Annotated in this window: 20 protein-coding genes (1 of these 20 running past the window's edge); 9 read left to right on the top strand and 11 right to left on the bottom strand. The window is 62.2% G+C overall.

Annotated elements, in window-relative coordinates:
• Positions 1 to 550 carry the 3' portion of a lipopolysaccharide biosynthesis protein gene (locus AC6JBC_RS00935; protein WP_498024875.1) on the top strand. 938 nt of this gene lie to the left of the window's left edge, so the window shows 550 of its 1,488 coding nt (coding positions 939–1,488); its start codon lies off the left edge, out of view; the stop codon is at positions 548 to 550.
• Position 551: 1 nt separating this feature from the next.
• Here AC6JBC_RS00935 and AC6JBC_RS00940 read toward each other — a convergent pair whose 3' ends face one another.
• The gene (locus AC6JBC_RS00940; protein ID WP_498024876.1) at positions 552 to 980 is read right to left on the bottom strand and encodes a CBS domain-containing protein; all 429 of its coding nucleotides are present in this window, start codon (positions 978 to 980) and stop codon (positions 552 to 554) included.
• A 75-nt stretch (positions 981 to 1,055) separates the two neighbouring features.
• Between AC6JBC_RS00940 and AC6JBC_RS00945 the strand changes: the two genes are divergently transcribed.
• Together AC6JBC_RS00945 and AC6JBC_RS00950 are read left to right on the top strand one after the other, a co-directional pair.
• Positions 1,056 to 1,355: a hypothetical protein gene (locus AC6JBC_RS00945; protein WP_464801836.1), complete on the top strand. Its 300-nt coding sequence runs from the start codon at positions 1,056 to 1,058 to the stop codon at positions 1,353 to 1,355.
• Complete coding sequence (locus AC6JBC_RS00950) at positions 1,348 to 1,725, top strand: acyl-CoA thioesterase (RefSeq protein ID WP_498024878.1); 378 nt, start codon at positions 1,348 to 1,350, stop codon at positions 1,723 to 1,725. Before AC6JBC_RS00945 ends, AC6JBC_RS00950 begins: the two co-directional genes overlap by 8 nt.
• Before the next feature lie 91 nt (positions 1,726 to 1,816).
• Here AC6JBC_RS00950 and AC6JBC_RS00955 read toward each other — a convergent pair whose 3' ends face one another.
• The 4 genes from AC6JBC_RS00955 to hisS form a co-directional block, all read right to left on the bottom strand.
• Positions 1,817 to 2,599, bottom strand: a complete 783-nt coding sequence (locus tag AC6JBC_RS00955; RefSeq protein WP_498024880.1) for a DUF4167 domain-containing protein — start codon at positions 2,597 to 2,599, stop codon at positions 1,817 to 1,819.
• Between the two features lie 351 nt (positions 2,600 to 2,950).
• Complete coding sequence (gene prmC, locus AC6JBC_RS00960) at positions 2,951 to 3,778, bottom strand: peptide chain release factor N(5)-glutamine methyltransferase (RefSeq protein ID WP_498024882.1); 828 nt, start codon at positions 3,776 to 3,778, stop codon at positions 2,951 to 2,953.
• Positions 3,775 to 4,866 (bottom strand): peptide chain release factor 1, encoded by a 1,092-nt coding sequence (prfA, locus tag AC6JBC_RS00965; protein ID WP_498024883.1) that lies wholly within the window; start codon positions 4,864 to 4,866, stop codon positions 3,775 to 3,777. Before prfA ends, prmC begins: the two co-directional genes overlap by 4 nt.
• On the bottom strand, positions 4,866 to 6,167 hold the full coding sequence (gene hisS, locus AC6JBC_RS00970) for a histidine--tRNA ligase (protein ID WP_498024884.1): 1,302 nt from the start codon (positions 6,165 to 6,167) through the stop codon (positions 4,866 to 4,868). Before hisS ends, prfA begins: the two co-directional genes overlap by 1 nt.
• Before the next feature lie 152 nt (positions 6,168 to 6,319).
• Here hisS and AC6JBC_RS00975 point away from each other — a divergent pair, with 152 nt between their 5' ends.
• Positions 6,320 to 8,233, top strand: a complete 1,914-nt coding sequence (locus AC6JBC_RS00975) for a M61 family metallopeptidase (protein WP_498024886.1) — start codon at positions 6,320 to 6,322, stop codon at positions 8,231 to 8,233.
• 39 nt (positions 8,234 to 8,272) lie between these two features.
• Entirely contained in the window at positions 8,273 to 8,815 is a 543-nt protein-coding gene (gene ppa, locus AC6JBC_RS00980; RefSeq protein WP_449474486.1) for an inorganic diphosphatase, read from the top strand.
• Between the two features lie 181 nt (positions 8,816 to 8,996).
• Here the strand turns inward: ppa and yczR are convergent, their stop codons facing one another.
• Together yczR and AC6JBC_RS00990 are read right to left on the bottom strand one after the other, a co-directional pair.
• A complete protein-coding gene (gene yczR / locus AC6JBC_RS00985) occupies positions 8,997 to 10,460 on the bottom strand; it encodes a MocR-like transcription factor YczR (RefSeq protein ID WP_498024887.1) in 1,464 nt (487 codons plus the stop codon).
• Between the two features lie 84 nt (positions 10,461 to 10,544).
• Positions 10,545 to 11,006: a hypothetical protein gene (locus AC6JBC_RS00990; RefSeq protein ID WP_498024888.1), complete on the bottom strand. Its 462-nt coding sequence runs from the start codon at positions 11,004 to 11,006 to the stop codon at positions 10,545 to 10,547.
• Positions 11,007 to 11,092: 86 nt separating this feature from the next.
• On the opposite strand from AC6JBC_RS00990, the gene gyrB reads away from it, so the two are divergent.
• Positions 11,093 to 13,600: a DNA topoisomerase (ATP-hydrolyzing) subunit B gene (gyrB, locus tag AC6JBC_RS00995; RefSeq protein WP_498024890.1), complete on the top strand. Its 2,508-nt coding sequence runs from the start codon at positions 11,093 to 11,095 to the stop codon at positions 13,598 to 13,600.
• Between the two features lie 33 nt (positions 13,601 to 13,633).
• On the opposite strand, the gene AC6JBC_RS01000 is transcribed toward gyrB, so the two are convergent.
• From AC6JBC_RS01000 to AC6JBC_RS01010, 3 genes are all read right to left on the bottom strand, one after another.
• Positions 13,634 to 14,944 carry a pilus assembly protein TadG-related protein gene (locus AC6JBC_RS01000; RefSeq protein ID WP_498024891.1) on the bottom strand — a complete coding sequence of 437 codons (1,311 nt, stop codon included), beginning with the start codon at positions 14,942 to 14,944 and terminating at the stop codon, positions 13,634 to 13,636.
• Between the two features lie 136 nt (positions 14,945 to 15,080).
• Positions 15,081 to 15,488: a TadE/TadG family type IV pilus assembly protein gene (locus AC6JBC_RS01005; protein ID WP_449474491.1), complete on the bottom strand. Its 408-nt coding sequence runs from the start codon at positions 15,486 to 15,488 to the stop codon at positions 15,081 to 15,083.
• On the bottom strand, positions 15,485 to 15,940 hold the full coding sequence (locus AC6JBC_RS01010; protein WP_498024892.1) for a TadE/TadG family type IV pilus assembly protein: 456 nt from the start codon (positions 15,938 to 15,940) through the stop codon (positions 15,485 to 15,487). The genes AC6JBC_RS01005 and AC6JBC_RS01010 overlap by 4 nt, the downstream gene beginning before the upstream one ends.
• 249 nt (positions 15,941 to 16,189) lie before the next feature.
• Between AC6JBC_RS01010 and AC6JBC_RS01015 the strand changes: the two genes are divergently transcribed.
• Positions 16,190 to 16,681, top strand: a complete 492-nt coding sequence (locus AC6JBC_RS01015; protein ID WP_498024893.1) for a membrane-like protein — start codon at positions 16,190 to 16,192, stop codon at positions 16,679 to 16,681.
• Here AC6JBC_RS01015 and AC6JBC_RS01020 read toward each other — a convergent pair.
• The gene (locus AC6JBC_RS01020; RefSeq protein WP_498024894.1) at positions 16,678 to 19,089 is read right to left on the bottom strand and encodes a ligase-associated DNA damage response DEXH box helicase; all 2,412 of its coding nucleotides are present in this window, start codon (positions 19,087 to 19,089) and stop codon (positions 16,678 to 16,680) included. The genes AC6JBC_RS01015 and AC6JBC_RS01020 overlap by 4 nt on opposite strands.
• 161 nt (positions 19,090 to 19,250) lie before the next feature.
• Here AC6JBC_RS01020 and AC6JBC_RS01025 point away from each other — a divergent pair, with 161 nt between their 5' ends.
• Positions 19,251 to 20,576, top strand: coding sequence for a cystathionine gamma-synthase family protein (locus tag AC6JBC_RS01025; protein ID WP_498024895.1), 1,326 nt, complete (start codon positions 19,251 to 19,253; stop codon positions 20,574 to 20,576).
• Positions 20,573 to 21,511 (top strand): 2-hydroxyacid dehydrogenase, encoded by a 939-nt coding sequence (locus AC6JBC_RS01030; protein WP_498024896.1) that lies wholly within the window; start codon positions 20,573 to 20,575, stop codon positions 21,509 to 21,511. The genes AC6JBC_RS01025 and AC6JBC_RS01030 overlap by 4 nt, the downstream gene beginning before the upstream one ends.
• Positions 21,512 to 21,515: the final 4 nt, after the last annotated feature.

A 21,515-nucleotide genomic window follows, 5' to 3' on the forward strand; every position in this document is an offset into this window, starting at 1 on the left:
GGTGACGGCCGAGCCTCTGGTGGAAACGCTTTTCGGAACGAAATGGCTGGAGATGGCGCCCTTCGTTTCAGTGCTGGCGCTCGCCATGCCGTTCATGACGCTACAGGTGATGTTCGCGCCCGTCAGCAATGCGCTGGGACGGCCCGGCACGACCGCGCGAATCGCAGCGGTAGGAGCGATTCTCATGCCTGCGGCTTTCCTGATCGGCATTCAGTTTGGAGCGATTGGTCTGGCATGGGCGTGGCTGGGCGCCTTCCCCGTCCTGACGGTGGTTACGGCGCGCCTCGCCGGGGGGCCGATGGGGCTCCGGCTGTCCGACCTGATTCGGGCAGCGGCGCCGGGGCTGGGTTGTTCGATCCTGATGGCAGGTGCGGTCATGGCGATCGATTCGCAGCTTCCCCCCATGGCAGCGCTGGCGCGGCTGAGCCTGCTGGTCCCGGCGGGCGGTCTCGCTTTTCTGGCCGCCTTGATGCTGTGCGCGCGCGGCACGCTGATGGAACTGGTCAGCCTGGTGATTCGGCGAGCGCCGCCACTACCCGCAGCCGCCTGAATCAGGCCGACTGTATATAGTCGCGTAGCGACGCCGCTTCCGATTCGATGCTGTCGATCCGGAACTTGACGAGGTCGCCGATGGACACGAGCCCGATCAGAGTTCCATCGACAACGACAGGCAGATGACGCACCCGCTTCTTGGTCATCAGCGAAAGACAGTGGATCACCGGCGTCTTGTCGTCCGTGGTGATGGCAGGCGCCGTCATCACCTCACTCACTTTGCGTTGCAGCACGGCAGCCCCATCTCGCGCGATTTGATGGACGAGGTCCCGTTCCGAAAATATGCCCAGCACTTCCCCGTCACCGACGACAGGCACGCAGCCGATCCGCCGTTCCGACAATAATTGAACCACGGAAAGAACGCTGTCGTCGGGCCGGACTTGAGTGACTTCGCGTCCCTTGCCCTGCAGAATCGCGGTGATCGTCATGCCCCGTCTCCTTGCCGTTCAGACATTATGTCTCAGTCCCTTGATGATCCCACTTTCGTTCCCCAAAGAAAAGAGATGAGAGATAAACAGGGCCTCGATGATCCTCTGATTGCCGCAACCGCATGGGGGCGGTTCCGCCGCATCATGTTGTGGATGGCAGTCGGTGGCGCGCTGTGCGTCGGCGTTGCGCTTGTCTGCTTGCGGATATGGGCTGGACCGATGCCCTTCCACATGATCCTTGCCACCATCATCGGGGTCTGGTTGACCTTCATGCTGGGGACCGGATTGATGGCGCTCGTGTTCCTGTCGAGCGGGACAGGACATGACGATCAGGTCATGGACCCGCTGAAGGACGAGGTATCGATCGATGACTGAAAAAAGGGGCGAACTGGTTCTGCGGGTGGTTCCCGGCATCACCCAGATCAATACCAACGGCCATATTTTTGGTGGGTGGATATTAAGCCAGATGGATATCGCGGGTGGCATCGTGGCGGGCCGACTGGCCGAAGGAGCGGTGGCGACCGTCGCGATCGATGGGATGAAATTCATATCGCCCATGCTGCTGGGCGATATTGTGACGGTCTATGCGCATGAGGAACGCCGCGGGCGGACCTCGATGGGCATTCGTGTCGATGTGGTGGCAACGCGCGGGGCGGATCAGCAGCAGATCGACCTTACCAGCGGGCTCTTCACCTTCGTCGCTCTGGACGACCAGCATCGGCCCCGGGTTTTGCCCTCGCGCTGAATTGCCATTGGTCAAATATGAAAAAAGGGAGCGGCGCTAACGCCACTCCCTTTATTTCTGTTCCGCCGCCTGTCTCAAGCAGCAACTTAGATCATTCCGCCGCTTCGGCAGCCGGGCGCGCACGGCGAGTGCGCTTGCGCGGCGCTTCCTCTGCGGCTGGCTCGCTGTCATTGTCGGCACGCGCGATCGATGGCGGCAGGACGGAAAGATCCAGCCCTTCGCTGCCCTCAGACTTCGCTGTGTCGGCCTTGCGGGGGCGGCCCCGGCGGGCGCGGGGCGCTTCAGGCGCTGCCGCAGCTTCTACTTCGGGCTGAGGCTCGGGCGAACGTTCCGCCACAGGCGCGGGGGCTTCCGGCGCTTCCATTTCCTGTCGCTCGGCTGCTTCATAAGCAGGGCGGTCCCGGCGCGGCCGATCCCGACGATTCCGGTCGCGATTGTCCTGCTGGTCGCGCGGCTGATCCCGGCGACGATCGCCTTCATAGCCACGCTCGTAATGCTGCTGCTGCTGCGGCTCACCACGATTATCGTCGCCCGCATATTCCGGAGCGTCGAAATCATCGCCTTCATAATCGCCATTGTCTTCCGGACGGCGGTAGCGCTGCTGCTGCTCCTCCTGCCGGGCGCGATTGTCGGCAAGCACGCGGAAATAATGATCGGCAAACTGCAGATAATATTCCGCATTCACCCGGTCGCCCGCCATCTGGGCGTCACGAGCCATATTCTTGTATTTTTCCAGAAGCTGGACCGCATTGCCGCGTGCGCGGTTGTCAATCCGGTTGCCGTTGTCGCCACCACCCCGGTTACCGCCGCTGGGACGTCCGTTATTGTTGTTCCGGCCGCGATTCCGGCGACCGGCCTGCCTGTTGTTGATCAAGACCTGGTCCTTGCGTTCACTTTGCCATCATTCACTGAAATCATCGGTCAGTCGCTATCCTAAAGCACGGCCTGCTTATCAGGCCGGGTAGGGCTCCGCCGGACAGGGGCTGCGCGACAGCCCTTGCCCTTACGCTGCCAGAGGCGCCTGCGCAGCAGCGCCGTCGTGACTTTGAAGGAGCGGGAAAACGGCCTTTTCTCGGTTAAGCCCCACAGAGCAGATCCTCAGGATAATGCCGTCCCTGCTCCTCATGTAGTGTCTTTGGCGGGATAAACCAAGCGAATTTCACTTGCGCCCGAGCAATTCCGGCGCGTTCGGTTCGTAGGCTGATCAGCACGAGGATTGGAGCGCTCAAAGTTGTGGAGCACAAGTAACGACCAGGCAACGTTCATGTCCCGCCATGTCCTTGCGCGTGGCCACGCCAAGCCCCTGTTCCTGAAGCAGGGCGGACACACTTTCTCTTTGATCATGACCGATCTCGATCGCTGCCATGCCGCCCTCGGTCAGTAGCCGGGCGATCATGGGCGCGATACGTCGATAGTCGTCCAGACCGTCGACACCGGAGAAGAGGGCGCTTGCGGGTTCATGCAACACATCGCCCGCAAGGTCGGCATCGCTTTCAATATAGGGCGGGTTAGCCAGAATGAGGTCGAACCGTTCAGCTATCCCCTCAGCCCAGTCCCCCAGTTGAAAGGATGCGCGCCCGGCAAGCCCGAGATGTTGGGCATTGGCCCGGGCAACGGCGAGCGCGGCGGCGGAGCTGTCCACACCGATGCCGGTCGCCTGCGGCCAATGATCCAAGGCCGCGAGCAGCAGCGCGCCCGATCCGGTGCCAAGGTCCAGGACTCGTGCCGGTGCGCGCCCTTGGAAATGGTCAATCGCGGCCTCGATCAGCGTTTCGGTGTCCGGACGCGGGATCAGGACATCGGGCGTCACCCGCAGGCTGATCGTCCAGAAGTCACGCACGCCGGTAATATAGGCGATGGGTTCGCCTTCGACCCGCCGGTCAACCAGCGCGCCAAAGCCGGAAGGCACCGTGAGATCTTGCTGGCGAAGCAGCAACTCGTTGCGGCTGATGCCGAGCGCGTGGGCGAGAAGCAGTTCCGCGTCGAGACGCGCTGTACCGCTGACATTCTGGAGCCGGGCAGCCGCATCGCGAAGCGCCTGGGCGATGCTCACCCGATGCCATCCAGTTGCGCGAGGCGCGCCGCCTCATCCTCGGCGATCAGCGCGTCGATGATTTCGGCAAGTCCCGGCCCTTCCAATATTTCCGGCAGGCGGTGCAGGGTCAGGTTGATGCGATGATCGGTGACGCGGCCCTGCGGGAAATTATAGGTGCGGATGCGCTCCGATCGATCGCCGGAGCCCACCATCGCCTTGCGCGCGCCAGCCTGCTCGCTCTGCGTGCGCTCCCGTTCCGCCTCATAAAGGCGCGCGCGCAAAACCTGCATCGCCTTCGCCTTGTTCTTGTGCTGCGACCGTTCGTCCTGCTGCGTCACCACGATGCCGCTGGGCAAATGGGTGATGCGCACGGCGCTGTCGGTCGTGTTCACATGCTGGCCGCCCGCGCCGGAGGCCCGGTAAATGTCGATCTTGAGGTCGCCGTCGGCGATTTGCACATCGACTTCCTCCGGCTCGGGCAGCACCGCGACGGTCGCGGCGGAGGTATGGATACGCCCGCCGCTTTCGGTGGCGGGGACCCGCTGGACGCGGTGAACGCCGCTTTCGAACTTGAGCTTGGCAAAGACGCCGATGCCCGTGATGCTGGCGACGACTTCCTTGAAGCCGCCAACTTCGGACGCGTTGGCGGAGATCAGTTCCATCTTCCAGCCCTGCGCATCGGCATAGCGCTGATACATGCGGAACAGGTCACCGGCGAACAGCGCGGCTTCATCACCGCCCGTCCCTGCGCGGATTTCCAGCATGGCCGGGCGCGCGTCGGCGGCGTCCCGGGGAAGCAGTTGAAGCGCCAGGGCACGTTCGGCGTCCGGCAGCTGACTCTTGATCAGCTGCATTTCCTCCTGCGCCATCTCACGCATGGCAGCATCCGCCTCGGCATCCACGCCGCCCGCCATATATTCGAGCGCCTGAAGCTCCTGCCGAAGCCGCCGCACCTCATGCGCGGCGCGGGCTACGGGCTCGATCTCCGCATATTCCTTGGACAGCCGCACGAACTCCTCCGGCGCGAGGTCGGCACGCGTCATCGACGCCTGCACCTCATCCCGGCGCGCCTCGATCTGCGCGATACGTTCGGCGGAAATCTGCATTAGCTCTGCGTGACTTCCCGAATACGCTCAACTGCGGCCTCAAACGACAGGGCCGACTGCTCACCGGACAGCATATCCTTCAATTGCACCTCGCCATGCAGAGCACTCAAATTGCCCACGTCGGCCTCGAAATCACGTTCGCCAAATTCCACCGGAAACAAGACAAAGCGACTGTTTTGCGCTCGCTGCATTCGCTTCTTCGTGTTTCCGCGAAACGCCATGTCGCTTGGGATGCCTGCCCTACGCAGGTCGGCAAGGTACTTTGTAGATCGACTTTCCGTCGCAGGGCTTAGAGGAACGACCGTTACAACGGTTTGGGAAAGTGCGGGCGCATCCACCAACATCGCCAGCCGCTCAATCCCCGCAGCCCAGCCGACCGCAGGCGTCGAAGGCCCGCCCAGATTCTCGATCAGGCCATCATAGCGTCCGCCGCCCAGCACCGTCCCCTGCGCGCCCAGCCGGTCGGTAATGAACTCGAACGCGGTGTGGCGATAATAATCAAGGCCGCGCACCAGTCGCGCATTGCGCTGCCACGCCACGCCCGCCGCATCGAGGCCCGCCGTCACCTTGTCGAAGAAGCTGCGCGCTTCGTCGGTCAGATAGGCGTCAATATCCGGCGCGCTGTCCGCCACGGGGCGGTCGCGCGGGTCCTTGCTGTCGAGGATACGGAGCGGATTGCGGTTCAGCCGGTCGAGGCTGTCCTCGGACAGCTGTTCGCGGTGCGCTTCGAAATGCGCAACCAGCGCCGCCCGCCAGGCATCGCGGCTTTGCGCGTCGCCCAGCGTGTTGAGGTTCAGCGTCACGCCTTCCGATATGCCAAGCTCGCGCAGCAATTGATCGGCGAAGACCAGCAATTCGATATCCGCGCCCGGCTCGCCCGCGCCGATGATCTCGGCATCGAGCTGGTGAAACTGGCGGAAGCGGCCCTTTTGCGGCCGTTCATAGCGGAACAGCGGCCCATGGGTCGCTACTTTCAGCGGCGAATATTGCTGCCAGCCTTCAGTGACATAAGCGCGGGCGATGCCAGCGGTGAATTCGGGACGCAGGGTGATGCTGTCGCCGCCGCGATCGTCGAACGTGTACATTTCCTTGGAAACGACATCGGTGCTTTCGCCCAGCGACCGGGCGAATACCGCCGTGGCTTCGAAGACCGGCACTTCGACCCGGTGGAATCCATAGAGCCTGCGGACCTTGTCAAAGGTCGCGACCACATGGGCGAAACGTTCCTGAAACGCTTCTGTCGTGCCCCCCAGCATGTCTTGCGTGCCGCGCACCGGGCGCGGCGTTTCAATTTTCGCCATGGGGATGCGCCTTTAGCGGTAAAGAAGGCGCAAGGAAACGCGCTTTTTTGTCACATAATTTCTTAGCTCTTCTTACGGGTGGACGCGGACTTTGCCATTCGTCATGCTGACTTCATAAGGCATTCCTGCCTCGTCTTTTTTCGGAGACAGCCATGATCCGCAGCTTCGCTGCCGCCCTCCTGCTTTCCACCGCCATCATCAGCCCGCTCGCCGCCCAGAATGCCGTAAGGTCAAAGCCCGCCGCATTGCCCGTGAATCAGGCGAGCCCCGCGCCGCGCGACGTCCCCTACCCCGGCGGCACCATCCGGCTGGAGGTCGATGCCAGCGACACGACCCAACGTATCTTCCGCGTGAAAGAACATATTCCGGTCGTGTCGAGCGGCCCCATGACGCTGCTGGTCCCGGAATGGTTGCCGGGCAATCACGCACCGCGCGGACAGATTGAAAAGATCAGTGGCATGACCTTCACCGCCGATGGCAAATCGATCGGCTGGAAACGCGATCCGCTCAACGTCTATGCTTTCGTCATCGACGTTCCAGCAGGGACGCGCGAGATCACCGCTTCCTTTCAGTTCCTCTCGGCAACCCAGTCCAATCAGGGACGCGTGGTCGTCACGCCCAAGATGCTGAATATTCAGTGGGAGTCGGTCTCGCTCTATCCTGCGGGCTATTATACCCGGCAGATTCCGGTGCAGGCGACCGTGACCTATCCCGATGGTTGGCAGGCGGCGACCGCGCTGCGCGGACGGAAGAACGGATCGACCGTCGCTTATGAGACGATCGATTATGAAGCGTTGCAGGATTCGCCGGTGTTCGCCGGGCGTTACTTCAAGCCGGTGGACCTGGGCCATAACGTCACGCTGAACATCATCGCCGACGAAGCGGATGAACTCGACGCGAAACCAGACCAGATCGCCCGGCACAAGAAGCTGGTCGATGAAGCAGGCGCGCTGTTCGGCACCTATCATTTCGACCATTATGACTTTCTGTTCGCCATTACCGATGAGATGGGCGGCATAGGCCTGGAGCATCACCGATCTTCTGAGAATCAGGTCGAGCCGGGCTATTTCAAGAAATGGGGGGATGGCGAGGCCCTGCTGGACCGCAACCTTCTGCCCCATGAATTCACCCATAGCTGGGACGGCAAGTTCCGCCGCCCGGACCTGCTCTGGACGCCGGACTTCAACGTGCCGATGCAGGACAATCTGCTTTGGATCTATGAAGGGCAGACGCAATTCTGGGGCTATGTGCTGGGCGCGCGGTCGGGCCTGTTCACAAAACAGGAGACGCTGGACGCCTACGCCCATATCGCGGCCAAGCTGGACACGGCGCGCGGCCGTGAGTGGCGGCCGATGGAGGATACGACCCACGATCCGATCATTTCGGCCCGCCGACCCAAGGGATGGACAAGCTGGCAGCGGTCGGAGGACTATTATAATGAAGGGCTGATGATCTGGCTGGAGGCCGACGCAATCATCCGCAAGCAGACGCGCGGTGCAAAGGGCCTCGATGATTTCGCCAAGGCCTTCTTCGGCATCAACCCCGGTGACTGGGGTCAGGTCATCTATAATCGCGACGATGTCATAAAGACGCTCAACGGAGTGGCGCCCTATGACTGGGCCGGTTTCTTCGCCCGATATGTGGACGGCACGACGCGCGAGACGCCCAAGGGCGGCTTTGCCATGGGTGGCTACAAGCTGGTCTATGGCGACACGCCCAACGCCTTCACCAAGGCGGCCGAGGGCAAGAATATCGACCAGAGCTTTGGCATCGGCCTGATCGTGAAGGGCGATGGCGAAATCTCCAACGTCGTCTGGGATAGCGCCGCCTTCAAGGCTGGGCTGGCGGTCGGGACCAAGATCGTCGCGATCAATGGCGATGAATATTCAGGAGAGGTGTTCAAGGCCGCGCTGAAGGCCGCCAAGCCGATGCAGATCATCGTCAAGCAGGACAGATATTACCGCACTTTGACGCTCGCTTATTCCGGCGGCCTGCGCTATCCGCGCCTCGAAAAATCAGGAGAGGGTGAAGGCAGCCTCGATCGGCTGCTCAAACCAAGGACATAATCACCCGCAACGCCAATTTGCATTAAAAGGCTTAGTCCCATGAATATCGAACTGATCCCGGTCGGCGACGATCCGCCCAACAGCCTGAACGTCATCATCGAAGTGCCGATTGGCGGCGAGCCTGTGAAATATGAATTCGACAAGGCGTCGGGCGCGCTGTTCGTCGATCGCATCCTGCATACCCCGATGCGTTATCCGGCCAACTATGGCTTCGTTCCGCACACCCTGTCGCCCGATGGCGATCCGCTGGACGCGCTGGTCATTGCCCGTTCGCCCTTCGTGCCGGGATCGGTCGTGCGCGCTCGTCCGATCGCCGTGCTTAATCTGGAAGATGAAGCGGGTGGCGACGAAAAGCTGGTCTGCGTTCCCGACAACAAGACCTTCCCCTATTATAGCGACGTCGATGAAAAGGACGACCTGCCCGGCATCGTGATGGAGCAGATCGAACATTTCTTCACCCACTATAAGGATCTGGAAAAGCAGAAGTGGGTGCGCATCGGCACATGGGGCGGCGCAGAAGACGCGCGCCGCATCACATTGGAAGCGATCGAGCGCTATCAGGCTGACAAGAAGGCCGCGTAAGCGCTTTGCTTGAATGAGGGGCCGCGCGGGATATGTCCTGCGCGGCCCTTTTTTTGTTCATCCCTCAACAGCAAAGCCGTCATGCCAGCGAACGCTGGCATCTCAGGAGAGCGCGCGCGAGCAAGCCCGAGATCCCAGCTTCCGCTGGGATGACGTTTCGAGCAGAGGGAGTCTGCCCCCCCTAAATCAGCCGATCCGCCTCCAGCGCCGCCGCCAGCGAATCACGCCCGCGCGGCAGACGGGCGTGGAGCCGCGCATCCGCTTCCGCCAGCCGCTTCACCCCCACAGTCAGCTGCTCCTCAGGCAATGTAAAGGGCAGGCGCAGGAAGCGCTCGAACGCGCCACTCACGCCAAAACGCGGACCCGGCGCAACCCGCACACCGTGACTTTCGGCAATCGCGGCCAAGGCAGTCGCTTCGGCGCGCGGTAGCTCGGCCCAGAGCGACAGGCCTCCCGCAGGCGATTCGACCCGCCAGTGCGGCAGATGCCTGTCGATCTCGCTGATCAGATGGTCCCGGCGGGAACGCAGCAGGTCTCCGCGCGGGCCAAGACCTTCATCGCTGTCGACCAACTGCGCGACGGCAAGCTGCTCCACCACCGGACTGGCCATATCCATTGTCGTGCGCAGGCGGCCGAGCGCTGCGATCATTTGCGGATCAGCGCGAATCCACCCCACACGCAACCCGCCCCAGAAGATCTTGCTCGCCGATCCCATGGTGATGACCTGACGCCCCGACGGATCATGAATCGCCACCGGCGGCGGGGCGGGAAAGTCGAGTCCCATCGCCACCATGGTTTCATCAATAATCAATGGCGTGTGCGTACGCGTGGCCGCTGCGACCAAGGCGCGCCGCGTCGCCGGGTCCATGCTGCGCCCGGTCGGGTTGTGAAAATCCGCGATGACATAGGCAAAGCGCGGGCTTGTCTGGCGGAACGCCGCTTCCATGGCGTCAATGTCCCACCCTTGCGCGGGAAGGCCGACGGGCACCGGCACGACATGCGCGCGCTGCAACGCCTGAATGACATTATGATAGGTCGGGTGGTCGATCACGGCCCGGTCGCCTGGTCCAGTCAGCCATTGCAGCAACAAGGCAAAGCCCTGCTGGGCGCCGTTGGTGACGATGATCTGGTCGGGGCTGGTGGGGCAGCCGCGCCGTTCGAACTGCGCGGCAATCGCGCGGCGCAGCGGCGGCAGGCCGAGCGGATCATAACCAAGATCCCCCAGAAAGGCCGGCAGGGCTTCTACCGCCGCCTGGCAGGCGCGCCCCACCCCCGGCGCGGCGGGCAGTGCGGCATGAGTCCAGTTGAGGATATTCCCGCCAGTGGACATGTCCAATTCAGGCGGTTCGGGATGTATCCGACCGGGCGGCAGGCGCGTGACGCTGCCCGAACCCTGACGGCTTTCCAGATAGCCTTCATCGCGCAACCGGTCGAACGCAGCCGCGATCGTCGTGCGGCTGAGGCCCAGCGCGGCGGCCAGTTCCCGTTCGCCCGGCAGGCGCACGTTCAGCCCGACCCGCCCGTCCAGCACCAACATGCGCAGTGCATCGGCCAGTTGGCGATAGGCGGGTTCGGCGCTCTCCGCGACCCGCCAAGCGCCCAGCAATCGAAGCAGCGAGGGTGGACGAAGAGCAGAATTGGACATGGAAGCGACTCTTTCTGATCACAAACAGAAGTCCACTTAGAAAACACAGGTTATTTTGTAAAAGGCCAATATATCTTCAGCGTCTCAACCGGCCACCAACCGGATCGACGCGCTCGACACCCAGCCGCTAAGGCACGGCCCGGCATAGGCTTGCTTCCGGTCAACTGGCTCAGACAGGCCGCAGTCGGTCGGTGGCTGCGGCACGACGACCACCCCAAGCCACTTCTGGTCCAGACTGCGGGTGCATACCAGCGCTCTCGCTCCTTCCGCCAGACGTCCGACCTCCTGCGCCTCGGCAAAAGGCGCGGCACGGATAGCCAGACCCTGAGCGCCGACGCGAACCGCCTGCCCCATCGCGGCACAGGCATCCAGTCGCGGGCCATCCTCGCCAATGGTGACAGGGCGCGTAATCTTCGCTTCCAGCCGGGTTTCGGGCATGTCGTCGCGCGATGCTCCAGCGATGGAGCTGTTGGGCAACTGCTCCAGCACGTCGCTGCTGTCGGAACAGGCGCCAAGCATCAGAAACAGGGGGATGATAGCGCGCATGCGCCCCTGATAGACCGGCCCATCCTCAAGCGGAAGCAGGCATGTTTCGCTTTAGTTTCTTTGGGGCTTTCCCTATATGCTCGGGCATGAGCGAGGAAAGTCAAAACACCCCCAACGCCAACGCCTATGGCGCCGACAGCATCAAGGTCCTGAAAGGCCTGGATGCCGTGCGCAAACGGCCCGGCATGTATATCGGCGACACCGATGATGGTTCGGGTCTGCACCATATGGTGTTCGAGGTCAGCGACAATGCGATCGACGAGGCGCTGGCCGGACATTGCGATCGCATCCTGATCACGCTCAATCCCGATGGGTCGGTCAGTGTCGAGGACAATGGCCGCGGTATCCCTACCGATATCCACAAGGAAGAAGGCGTCTCTGCGGCGGAGGTCATCATGACCCAGCTGCACGCGGGCGGTAAGTTCGAGAACACATCGGACGACAATGCCTACAAAGTGTCCGGCGGCCTGCACGGCGTGGGCGTGTCTGTCGTGAACGCGCTCAGCGAATATCTGGACCTCAACATCTGGCGGGACGGCAAGGAGCATTATATGCGCTTCGCCTATGGCGATGCCGTCGCGCCGCTCAAGGTCATTGGGGACGCTCCCGCAGGTAAGAAGGGCACGAAGGTCACCTTCCTTCCCTCGACCGAAAAGGCCCCCGGCGACGGCGGCACCTTCAAGAACCACACCGAGTTCGACTTTGAAAAGCTGGAGCATCGCTACCGCGAACTGGCCTTCCTGAACTCCGGCGTACGGCTGTTTCTGGCCGATGCCCGGCATGAGGAGAAGAAGGAAGTCGAACTGTTCTATGAGGGCGGCATCGCGGCCTTCGTCAAATATCTTGATCGCAACAAGACGCCGCTGATGCCCGATCCGATCGCGATTTCGGGCAGTCGCGACGACGTGACCATCGATGTCGCTCTGGAGTGGAACGATTCTTATTATGAGAACGTCCTCTGCTTCACGAACAACATCCCGCAGCGTGATGGCGGCACGCACCTGGCTGCCTTCCGCGCGGCGCTGACTCGCACGCTCAATAATTATGCCGACAAGTCGGGCATGCTGAAGAAGGAGAAGGTGTCCCTGACCGGCGAGGACATGCGCGAAGGCCTGACCGCTATTGTATCGGTCAAGCTGCCTGATCCCAAATTCTCGTCGCAGACCAAGGACAAGCTGGTCAGTTCCGAAGTCCGCCAGCCGCTGGAAAGCCTGATGGCCGACAAGATGGCGGAATGGCTGGAAGAGAATCCGGGCCATGGCAAGATGATCATCCAGAAGGTGATCGACGCCGCCGCCGCCCGCGAGGCGGCGAAGAAGGCGCGCGAACTGACCCGGCGCAAGGGCGTGATGGACATCGCCTCCCTGCCCGGCAAGCTCGCCGACTGTCAGGAGCGCGACCCCGCCAAGTCCGAACTTTTCCTGGTCGAGGGTGATTCGGCAGGCGGTTCGGCCAAGCAGGGGCGCAACCGGCATAATCAGGCGATCCTGCCGCTGAAGGGCAAGATCCTGAACGTCGAGCGCGCACGCTTCGACCGGATGCTCTCATCGAAGGAAGTCGGCACCCTCATCCAGGCGATGGGCACCGGCATCCGCGACGATTTTAATCTGGAAAAGCTGCGCTACCACAAGATCGTCATCATGACCGACGCCGACGTCGATGGCGCGCATATTCGCACGCTGCTGCTGACCTTCTTCTACCGCCAGATGCCGCAGATCATAGAGGCCGGGCACCTCTACATCGCCCAGCCGCCGCTTTACAAGGCGACGCGCGGGCGTTCAGAAGTCTACCTCAAGAATGAAGCGGCGCTGGAACAATATCTGGTCGATAATGGCGTCGATTCCATGGCGCTGGAAACGACCGGCGGCATGCGTTCGGGCGAAGATCTGCGTTCGCTGATCGAGCATGGTCGACGGATGCGCGCAGTGATGCGTTATGTGCCGCGCCGCTACAATCCCGCCATCATCGAGGCGCTGGCCATCAACGGCGCGCTTGACCCGGAACTGGACCATGAGCGCCAAGCGGAACGGCTGACGGCGACCGTCAAGTGGATGGACGCGCAGGATGACGAGGGCCGCTGGAGCGGCCGCATCGCCGAAGAGGGCGGCTTCCATTTCGAGCGGCTCTGGCGCGGCGTAACCGATCACCACATGATCGAACATGGCTTCATCGGCTCCGCCGAAGCGCGCAAGTTGCACTCCATCGCTGCCGAGGAAGCCGACAGCTATCGCACCACCAGCCGCCTGGTCACCGCAAAGGCTGCGGCCGCTGCCGAAGAGGCGGGGGAAGACGATCTGCCCGTGCTATCCAAGGGCGCGGTGGTCGTCACCCGGCCCAGCGAATTGCTGGAAGCGGTGCTGACGGCGGGTCGCAAGGGCCTCGCCATTCAGCGTTACAAAGGCCTTGGCGAGATGAATGCCGAGCAGCTGTGGGAAACCACGCTGGACCCGGACAACCGCTCGATGCTGCGCGTCGAGGTTGAGCAGGCGGACGTCGCCGACGAGATCTTCACCCGTCTGATGGGCGATGTCGTCGAACCACGGCGCGAGTTCATTCAGGACAATGCGCTGAACGTCGCCAATCTGGACGTTTGATCCTGGTAGAGTGAAGCGGCTCTCCCAGCCGCTTCAACTTATCAGCCGGACAGCGGTCAATGACCATTTGGCCGCTCCACCCGGGGGGTCGCACGTGTTCGTGATCGTCGCGTTTCCGCTGAAGGACAGACGCAGCGCGACCATCTGAAAGCAGGTGAGCGACATGCCCGATGTGCCGTTGAATGTCAGCGTATCGTTCGGGAAATAGAATGCGCCACTGAGCGTCGAATTGGAATTGCCGTTGACCTTGCAACACTGATTGCTCGCCGCGGCCCTGCTGTCCCGATAGATGGTGATGCCGCTATAGGTGCCGCTGGTGGATTGAGAAAGATCGACCTCCGCCCCGCCGTTGATGTCCATCGTCGCGAAACTGTTCGCGTTGTTGGGCGTGGTGCTGGTCAGCACGAAAGTACAGCCCATGCAGGTAAGATGCCCCTGAGCGCCAACTTGCAGGCCCGCATTATTCGCTCCGTTGGCCAGATAGTAGACGCCCGGCTTCAGCGTCAGGGTGCCTTGGACATTGATCGTTCCATAGCAACCCGGTGCATAAGGACTTCCGCCGCTGCTATCGACCGTCGTCCCCGAAGAGACATTGATTTCATTCCAATTGCTTCCGTTCTTGCACTTCCCATTGGAAACGTCGTTGGTGCTAGGATCCAAGCTCATATCGGCAAAGGGATCGGTCAGCGCTGCATGATTGGGCATGAGCATGGTGCCAGCGGCATAGGCGGTGGATGACGGGATGCCGCCCATCGCGACGATCGGTGATACCTTCACGGTCGGCTGGCCGTTCACGTTGACCGCACTGCTACTGATCGAGTTGGTGCCCGCACCGCATCCCAGATCGAGTGTCGAGTTGCCTGCAAAGGTGATCCCGGTGTTGTTGCCATTCTCCTTGGCAAGGAAACAAACCTTGCCATCGGAAACGACTGCAGCCCGGGCCTCAGCGGCCACGGTGGACGTGGACATGCCAAGCAGGGCCATCAAGGCCGTGGGCTGAGTGCTGGTCAAACGGACATACATTGCCGAGGTGTAAGTGGTGCCACCACTGGTAGTATAAGCCCCCGGCGTGATCGTAGACGTGGCTCCGGGGACAAGAGCATTCTGTGTCAGCGCCTTGTTCGCCTGAGCCGTGGCCGCGCTATTGCCCTGGCTCTGGTAAAGCGAATAGGCGCCTGCCATCGCCGCGGAGTCAGCCTCCCGCTGCAATTCCCGCTTCACATGCGAAAGCTGCATGGTGTGGACGCCAAGCCCCGCCGCGCCGATCATGACGGGAAGCGCCAGCGCCGTCAGCATGAGCGCATTGCCCCGCGCGTCGGACCAAAGCGTGCGAAGACGGGACAAGCAATTGAGCAATGGCATCGTCAGCTCCTCGGCTTTAGAGCATTTTCGAAGCAGATGGCATCATCTGCTGGCTCGGAAAATGCGGAAACAAAAGACAAATGGAGCATGATTCGATTCAGTCTGATCGGATCATGCTCTAGCTCGTGACATAGGCTCTGCGCGTTTCGGACAGCGCGATCGTCTTGCTTCCAAGCAGGAAGTTGATGGTGACATTGTAGCCCATCGTTATGGTGACATAGTTGGGCTTCGAACTGGTCGTGAACGTAACGGTCGGCGCCACGATGTTGGCCGAGTTCATCCCGAACTGCTTCGACGCTATTCTTGCCTGTATGTCGGCCTCACTCGGCTTAGGCCACGTCGTTGCATAACGCGCCGCATCCTCAACGGTGCTCCTGAGCCCCGCCTGCGCATAGAAAAGTATCCCGAGCGCCGGGATCCCGATCAGCATGCCCAGCAGGACAGGCGCTACCAGCGCGAATTCGAGCACACCGGCGCCACGGCAATCGCACGCAAGCTGATGGAGAAGGCGAAAAAGCCGTGTCATTGGATTCTCAGAACCCCCGTCGCGGAAATCGGCACGACGCCATTCGAGTTGGCCAGCATCTTCGCCAGCGACCCCAGCGCAAAGGATGGCGTGAAGGTCGTTGAAATCTGAATCTGCGTGTAGCGAGCGGTTTCGCCGGAGGCGCAGGGATTGGCATTGGTGGTCCAGGTGGTCGCCGTGCCCCCGCACTCAAGTGTCTGGGTGACCGTCACGGCACTGGTCGGCACATTCGCCTGCGCTGCCGCCTGCGCCTGAATGTCGGTTGCGACAACGTCCGTGCCGCCCATCCATGACATCTCCAGACCGCGATTGACGGCTTGTTGGATTTTCATCTTGGCCGCGCCGTAACGGGCCGCATCGACCGTGCCCATGAGGATGATGGCCAGGAATGGCGCGACCAGCGCCGTTTCAACAAGCGCGATGCCTGATGCGTCGGCCCTGAACCTGGTCAAAAACGCCCGGAGAGACGCCCGGTCGACGGCAGACTTGGAACAACGCGGCGAATCAACGCTCGCCTCGCTGCACGACAATCGGCCAAACATAGAAGGACGCATCGAAAATCCCCTTCGCTCGGGAATTTTCTACTCAACACATGCTGTTCATTTGCCTAAACAACGTGGTTAATCATCTGCTAAGATGCTGTTTATTCTTCGGTATATATCCGACGCTATATTAATTAACGGTAAAGAGGCGAGGGAAATATGAAGGCATGGCTGGTCGTTGCAGGCGCCCTTTTGCTCGCGGGTTGCGGCCGGAAGGAAGACATGGGTGAACATCGTGCGAAAGACACGCCAGTCGCGGAGACGCCCATTTTAAATCAGCAGGCGGATCATGACGAACCAGCAAATGTCACTGACGCGCCAGCCCCGCAACCTGCGCCGGAAAGAGTAAGCACCGCACCTCTCAGCAACGAAACGCGTTATCGCGCTCTGGGGACCGAACCCTTTTGGGCGGTAACGGTCAAAGGTTCGGTTGCCACGCTGGAGCGCCCGGACAAGGCTCCCGTTCATGTCTCCGTCAACCGGACAGATGACGGCCGGGCCGTGCGGTATCTGGCGGACGGATTTTCGATGACCGTGACGGACGGACCATGCAACGACGGCATGAGCGACGCACATTGGGCCGATCGCGTCGCGCTGTCTTTTGGCGAAGGGACGTTGAAGGGCTGCGGCGGAGTGCGCGAAGACTTTTAATCCGTCCGCATCGCCTCTGCCACCAGCGCTTCGGCCTCCATCAGCAGGGCATCTTCGGCCGCCGCCTGCGCGACCTGTTCGCGGCCGATCAGGATCAGCACCGGCACCGCCAGCGGGCTTACCCTGTCCAGATCAATATGCAGCATCGTTTCCGAAGCGCGATCGATCAGGTCGCCCAGCCGCCCGACATCGGTCATGCGCGCGCGGGCATCGGCCCAGGCCGCCTTCAGCAGCAAATGATCCGGCTGATATTTGCGCAGCACGTCATAGATGAGGTCGGTCGAGAAAGTGACCTGTCGCCCGGTCTTTCGCTTGCCGGGATGCTGACGCTCGATCAGTCCAGCTATGACCGCAACGTCCCGGAAGGCGCGCTTCAACAAGCTCGATTGTTCGACCCATTCGACGAATTCATGATCCAGAATGTCGGCGGAAAACAGGCTCTGCGGGTCCGTCACAGGTTTGAGCCCATAGACGGCGAGCGCATAATCGTTGGACACGAAACCCAGCGGCATCAAACCCTGGGCATCCATGCGGCGGGTGAGCAGCATGCCAAGCGATTGATGCGCATTCCACCCCTCAAAACTGTAGCAGATCAGATAATGCCGCCCCTCATGCGGGAAGGTCTCGATCAGCAGCTGCCCCGGCTCCGGCAGGGCTGAGCGATATTTCTGCACCTCCAGCCACTCCCGAACATCGTCGGGGAAGCGGTGCCATTCTTCCGGTTCGGCCAGGAAGTGCCGCACCCGGTCGGCTAGGCGGGTGGACATTGCCATCCGCGTGCCACCCCAAGCGGGGACCCGCGCCTGCTTCGACGTCGCGCGCACGACCAGGTCGGTGACGTCCATCCGCACCACCTCCAGCGCCAGGCCTGAAAAGAAGAAGCTGTCGCCGGGCCGCAGCGTCGCGGCGAAGCCCTCCTCCACCGTCCCGAGCTTGCGGCCGTTGGCAAACCGAACATCCAGCACCGGCTGATCAACGATGATCCCGGCGTTCATGCGATGCTGCTGGATGAACCGGGGATGAGACACGCGCCATATCCCATCCGCATCACGGGTCAGCCGCTTGAACCGATCATAGGCGCGCAGGGCATAGCCGCCCCCCTCGATGAAGTGCAGGACGTTGGCAAAGCCCTCTTCGGTGAGCGCACTATAGGGCGTGGCCGATCGGATTTCCTCCAGCAACTCCTGTTCCGCAAACGGCGCGGCGCAGGCGAGCGCCATCACATGCTGCGCCAGAACGTCGAGGCTGCCGGTGCGAAAGTCGTCGGCGTCCCGCTCCCCTGCCTCCACCGCGTCGAGCGCGGCGCGCGCCTCAAGATATTCAAAACGATTGCCGGGAATGATGATGGCTTCGCTCGGCTGGTCCAGCCGGTGGTTGGCGCGGCCGATGCGCTGGAGCAGGCGGGACGATCCCTTGGGCGCGCCCATCTGGATCACGCAATCGACATTGCCCCAATCGACGCCCAGGTCGAGGCTCGCGGTCGCGACGAGCGCGCGCAGCCTGCCATCGGCCATCGCATTTTCCACCTTGCGCCGGGCCTCTACGGACAGGCTGCCATGATGAATGCCGATCGGAAGATTCGCCTCATTCGCGGTCCAAAGCTCCTGAAAGATGAGTTCCGCAAGTCCACGCGTGTTGCAGAAGACCAGCGTGGTCTGCCGCCGCTCGATTTCGGCCATGACCTGCTTTGCGGCATATTTACCGGAATGGCCGGACCAGGGGATGCGCCCCTCCGGAATCAGGATCGCGACCTCGGGATCAGCGCCCTGCTCCCCCATGACCGGCGTCACGCTGTTGATGTCGCCGTCAGGCGCAAGCCAGGCGCGATAGGCGTCGACATCCGCCACGGTCGCGGATAGCGCGACGCGACGCAGTCCGGGGTTGATCCTCTGCAAACGCGCCAGAGACAGGCTGAGCAGATCGCCGCGCTTCTGGGTGGCGAAGGCATGAACCTCATCGATGATCACCGTCCTCAACTGCGCGAACATCAGGAAACTGTCGGGATAGCTGAGCAGCAGCGATAGCGATTCGGGCGTGGTCAGCAGTATCTGAGGCGGCCGCGCCCGCTGCCGCGCCTTGCGATTCGAAGGCGTGTCGCCCGTGCGCGTCTCAACCCGGATCGGCAGGTCCATCTCCTCGATCGGGGTGAGCAGATTGCGGCGCACATCGACCGCCAGCGCCTTCAGCGGCGACACATAGAGGGTATGGAGACCCTCGGCCGGTTCTTCGATCAGATCGGCAAGGGTCGGCAGGAATCCCGCCAATGTCTTCCCCGCGCCCGTCGGCGCGACGAGCAGGGCATGATCCCCTGCCCGTGCGGCTGCCAGCATGTCGATCTGATGGCTGCGCGGCGACCACCCGCGCGCGGTGAACCATTGCTCCAGCGGTTCGGGAAGGCGTTGGTCCATATCGATAGATGTAGGAACGCGCGCAGGCCCTGTCACGATCCCGGCGCGATGTCATGGCGATAACATAATTGCCGGAATGGCTGGTCTCTTTCCCTTCGAAAGGCGTTACACTCCTGGCACCATAAGAGGCGGCAAAGGCCGCAAACGCAGGAGAAACAGCGATGACCGGCGAGACAGAGGCCGACCTTTCCGGGGCTGAGCCCCCGCGCAAGCGCCGCCGTGCCAAGCCAGCCATCATGGAGATCGGCGGACGCAAACTAAAGCCCGCGACGCTGATGATGGGCCATGGCTACGACCCGATGCTGTCGGAAGGATCGCTCAAGCCTCCGATCTTCCTGACATCGACCTTCGCCTTTGAAAGCGCCGCCGCAGGCAAGCGGCACTTCGAAGGCGTCACCGGGATCAGGCCGGGCGGCGCGGAGGGTTTGGTCTACTCCCGCTTCAACGGTCCCAATCAGGAAATCGCCGAAGACCGACTGGCCGTGTGGGAAGAAGCGGAAGACGCCCTGCTGTTTTCCAGCGGCATGTCGGCGATCGCGACCACGCTGCTCGCCCTCGTCCAGCCCGGCGATGTCATCGTCCATTCCGCGCCGCTTTATGCTGCCACCGAATCTCTGATCGGCCGCATTCTCGGCAAGTTCGGCGTGCAATGGCTCGATTTCCCCGCCGGTTCGACGGAGGAGGAAATCAGCGCCGTCATCGAACGGGCAAAGTCGCTCGGCCGCGTCGCCCTCATCTATCTGGAGAGCCCGGCCAACCCCACCAACGTGCTCGTCGATGTCGAAGCGGTCGTGGCCCGCCGCGACCATCTCTTCGCTGGAGAGGCGCATTTGCCCCCGGTCGCGATCGATAACACCTTCCTCGGCCCGCTCTGGCATCATCCACTCGCCCATGGCGCGGACCTCGTCATCTACAGCCTCACCAAATATGCGGGCGGCCATAGCGACCTTGTCGCGGGCGGGGTTCTGGGGCCAAAGGACCTCATCAACACCATCCGGCTGATGCGCAATACGATCGGCACGATCCTCGACCCGCACAGTGCCTGGATGCTCCTGCGCAGTCTCGAAACGCTGGAGTTGCGGATGAGCCGGGCTGGCGAAAATGCGGCGAAGGTCTGCACCTGGCTGAAAGACCAGCCGCAGGTTGAGAAGGTCGTCTATCTCGGCTTCCCCGAAACGGATCGCCAGGCCGATATCTACCACCGCCACTGCACGGGCGCGGGATCGACCTTCTCGCTTTATCTGAAGGGTGGTGAGGCTGAGGCTTTCGCCTTCCTCGATGCGCTGAAGATCGCCAAGCTGGCCGTCAGCCTTGGCGGCACGGAGACGCTCGCCAGCCACCCGGCGGCTATGACGCACCTGTCCGTGCCCGCCGATCGCAAGAAAGCTCTGGCGATCACCGACAATATGGTGCGCATCTCGATCGGCTGCGAGGATGCCGACGACCTGATCGCAGACTTCGCACAGGCGCTGCAGGCCGTTGGATGAGCGGCAGTCGCCCTGTCGTCCTGGTTGGACAGCCACTGCTGGCGCCGTTGCTGAAAATCCTTTCACCCTTCTATGACGCGCGGCCGCTGTGGGAAGATGAAGGTGCCCAGCGGCGAGCCGATGCCAAGGCCATAGTCTGGGCTGGCGAATTTCCACTTTCCGTTGCTTTGCTCGACGCGATGCCACAGCTCGGCCTCATCGCCTGCTTCACCGTCGGCTATGACGGCATCGATCTGGAGGAAGCGGAGAGGCGCGGCATAGCGGTCACGCATGGCGCTGATGCCAATGCGGAGGACGTCGCTGACCATGCCATCGGCCTGATGCTAGCGCATCGCCGCGCGATCGTCGAAGGCCACCGACGACTGCGCGCGGGCCTTTGGACAGCCGAGTCAGACAGGCTTACCCGTTCCATGAATCAGGCCCGGCTTGGCATCGTCGGCATGGGCCATATCGGGCAGGCCGTCACCCGGCGGGCGGAAGCGATGCGGATGCAGATCGGCTGGTGGGGTCCGCGGGAGAAGCCCGGCTTGCCCTGGCCGCGATCCGAAAGCCTGAAGGCTCTGGCACAGGACAGCGACATATTGCTGGTCGCCGCCCGCGCCGACAGCAGCAATTGCGGGATGATCAGTGCCGACGTCATGGATGCACTCGGCCCGGACGGTCTGCTCGTTAATGTCGCGCGCGGGCAACTGGTGGATGAAGAGGCCTTGAGACGGGCCTTGCGCCAAGGAAGACTGGGTGGAGCGGCGCTTGATGTATTCCAGCAGGAACCTACCCCCGCTGACCTCTGGAAGGATGTACCCAACTGCGTCCTGACGCCACATATCGGCGGCGCCACGCAGGAAGCAGTCGCGCGCATGGCCGCGATGGTGTTGTCGAATCTGGAAGCCTTTTTCGGCGGAAAAGCTCTGCCGAACCGGGTCACTTCTCGCTGAACCG

This window comes from Sphingobium sp. RC1 (assembly GCF_059738765.1).

Coding starts and splice junctions, on each gene's coding strand:
- AC6JBC_RS00940 (WP_498024876.1), bottom strand. CDS start 980: ATGACGATCACCGCGATTCTGCAGGGCAAGGGACGCGAAGTCACTCAA.
- AC6JBC_RS00945 (WP_464801836.1), top strand. CDS start 1,056: ATGAGAGATAAACAGGGCCTCGATGATCCTCTGATTGCCGCAACCGCA.
- AC6JBC_RS00950 (WP_498024878.1), top strand. CDS start 1,348: ATGACTGAAAAAAGGGGCGAACTGGTTCTGCGGGTGGTTCCCGGCATC.
- prfA (WP_498024883.1), bottom strand. CDS start 4,866: ATGCAGATTTCCGCCGAACGTATCGCGCAGATCGAGGCGCGCCGGGAT.
- hisS (WP_498024884.1), bottom strand. CDS start 6,167: ATGGCGAAAATTGAAACGCCGCGCCCGGTGCGCGGCACGCAAGACATG.
- AC6JBC_RS00975 (WP_498024886.1), top strand. CDS start 6,320: ATGATCCGCAGCTTCGCTGCCGCCCTCCTGCTTTCCACCGCCATCATC.
- ppa (WP_449474486.1), top strand. CDS start 8,273: ATGAATATCGAACTGATCCCGGTCGGCGACGATCCGCCCAACAGCCTG.
- yczR (WP_498024887.1), bottom strand. CDS start 10,460: ATGTCCAATTCTGCTCTTCGTCCACCCTCGCTGCTTCGATTGCTGGGC.
- AC6JBC_RS00990 (WP_498024888.1), bottom strand. CDS start 11,006: ATGCGCGCTATCATCCCCCTGTTTCTGATGCTTGGCGCCTGTTCCGAC.
- gyrB (WP_498024890.1), top strand. CDS start 11,093: ATGAGCGAGGAAAGTCAAAACACCCCCAACGCCAACGCCTATGGCGCC.
- AC6JBC_RS01005 (WP_449474491.1), bottom strand. CDS start 15,488: ATGACACGGCTTTTTCGCCTTCTCCATCAGCTTGCGTGCGATTGCCGT.
- AC6JBC_RS01015 (WP_498024893.1), top strand. CDS start 16,190: ATGAAGGCATGGCTGGTCGTTGCAGGCGCCCTTTTGCTCGCGGGTTGC.
- AC6JBC_RS01020 (WP_498024894.1), bottom strand. CDS start 19,089: ATGGACCAACGCCTTCCCGAACCGCTGGAGCAATGGTTCACCGCGCGC.
- AC6JBC_RS01025 (WP_498024895.1), top strand. CDS start 19,251: ATGACCGGCGAGACAGAGGCCGACCTTTCCGGGGCTGAGCCCCCGCGC.
- AC6JBC_RS01030 (WP_498024896.1), top strand. CDS start 20,573: ATGAGCGGCAGTCGCCCTGTCGTCCTGGTTGGACAGCCACTGCTGGCG.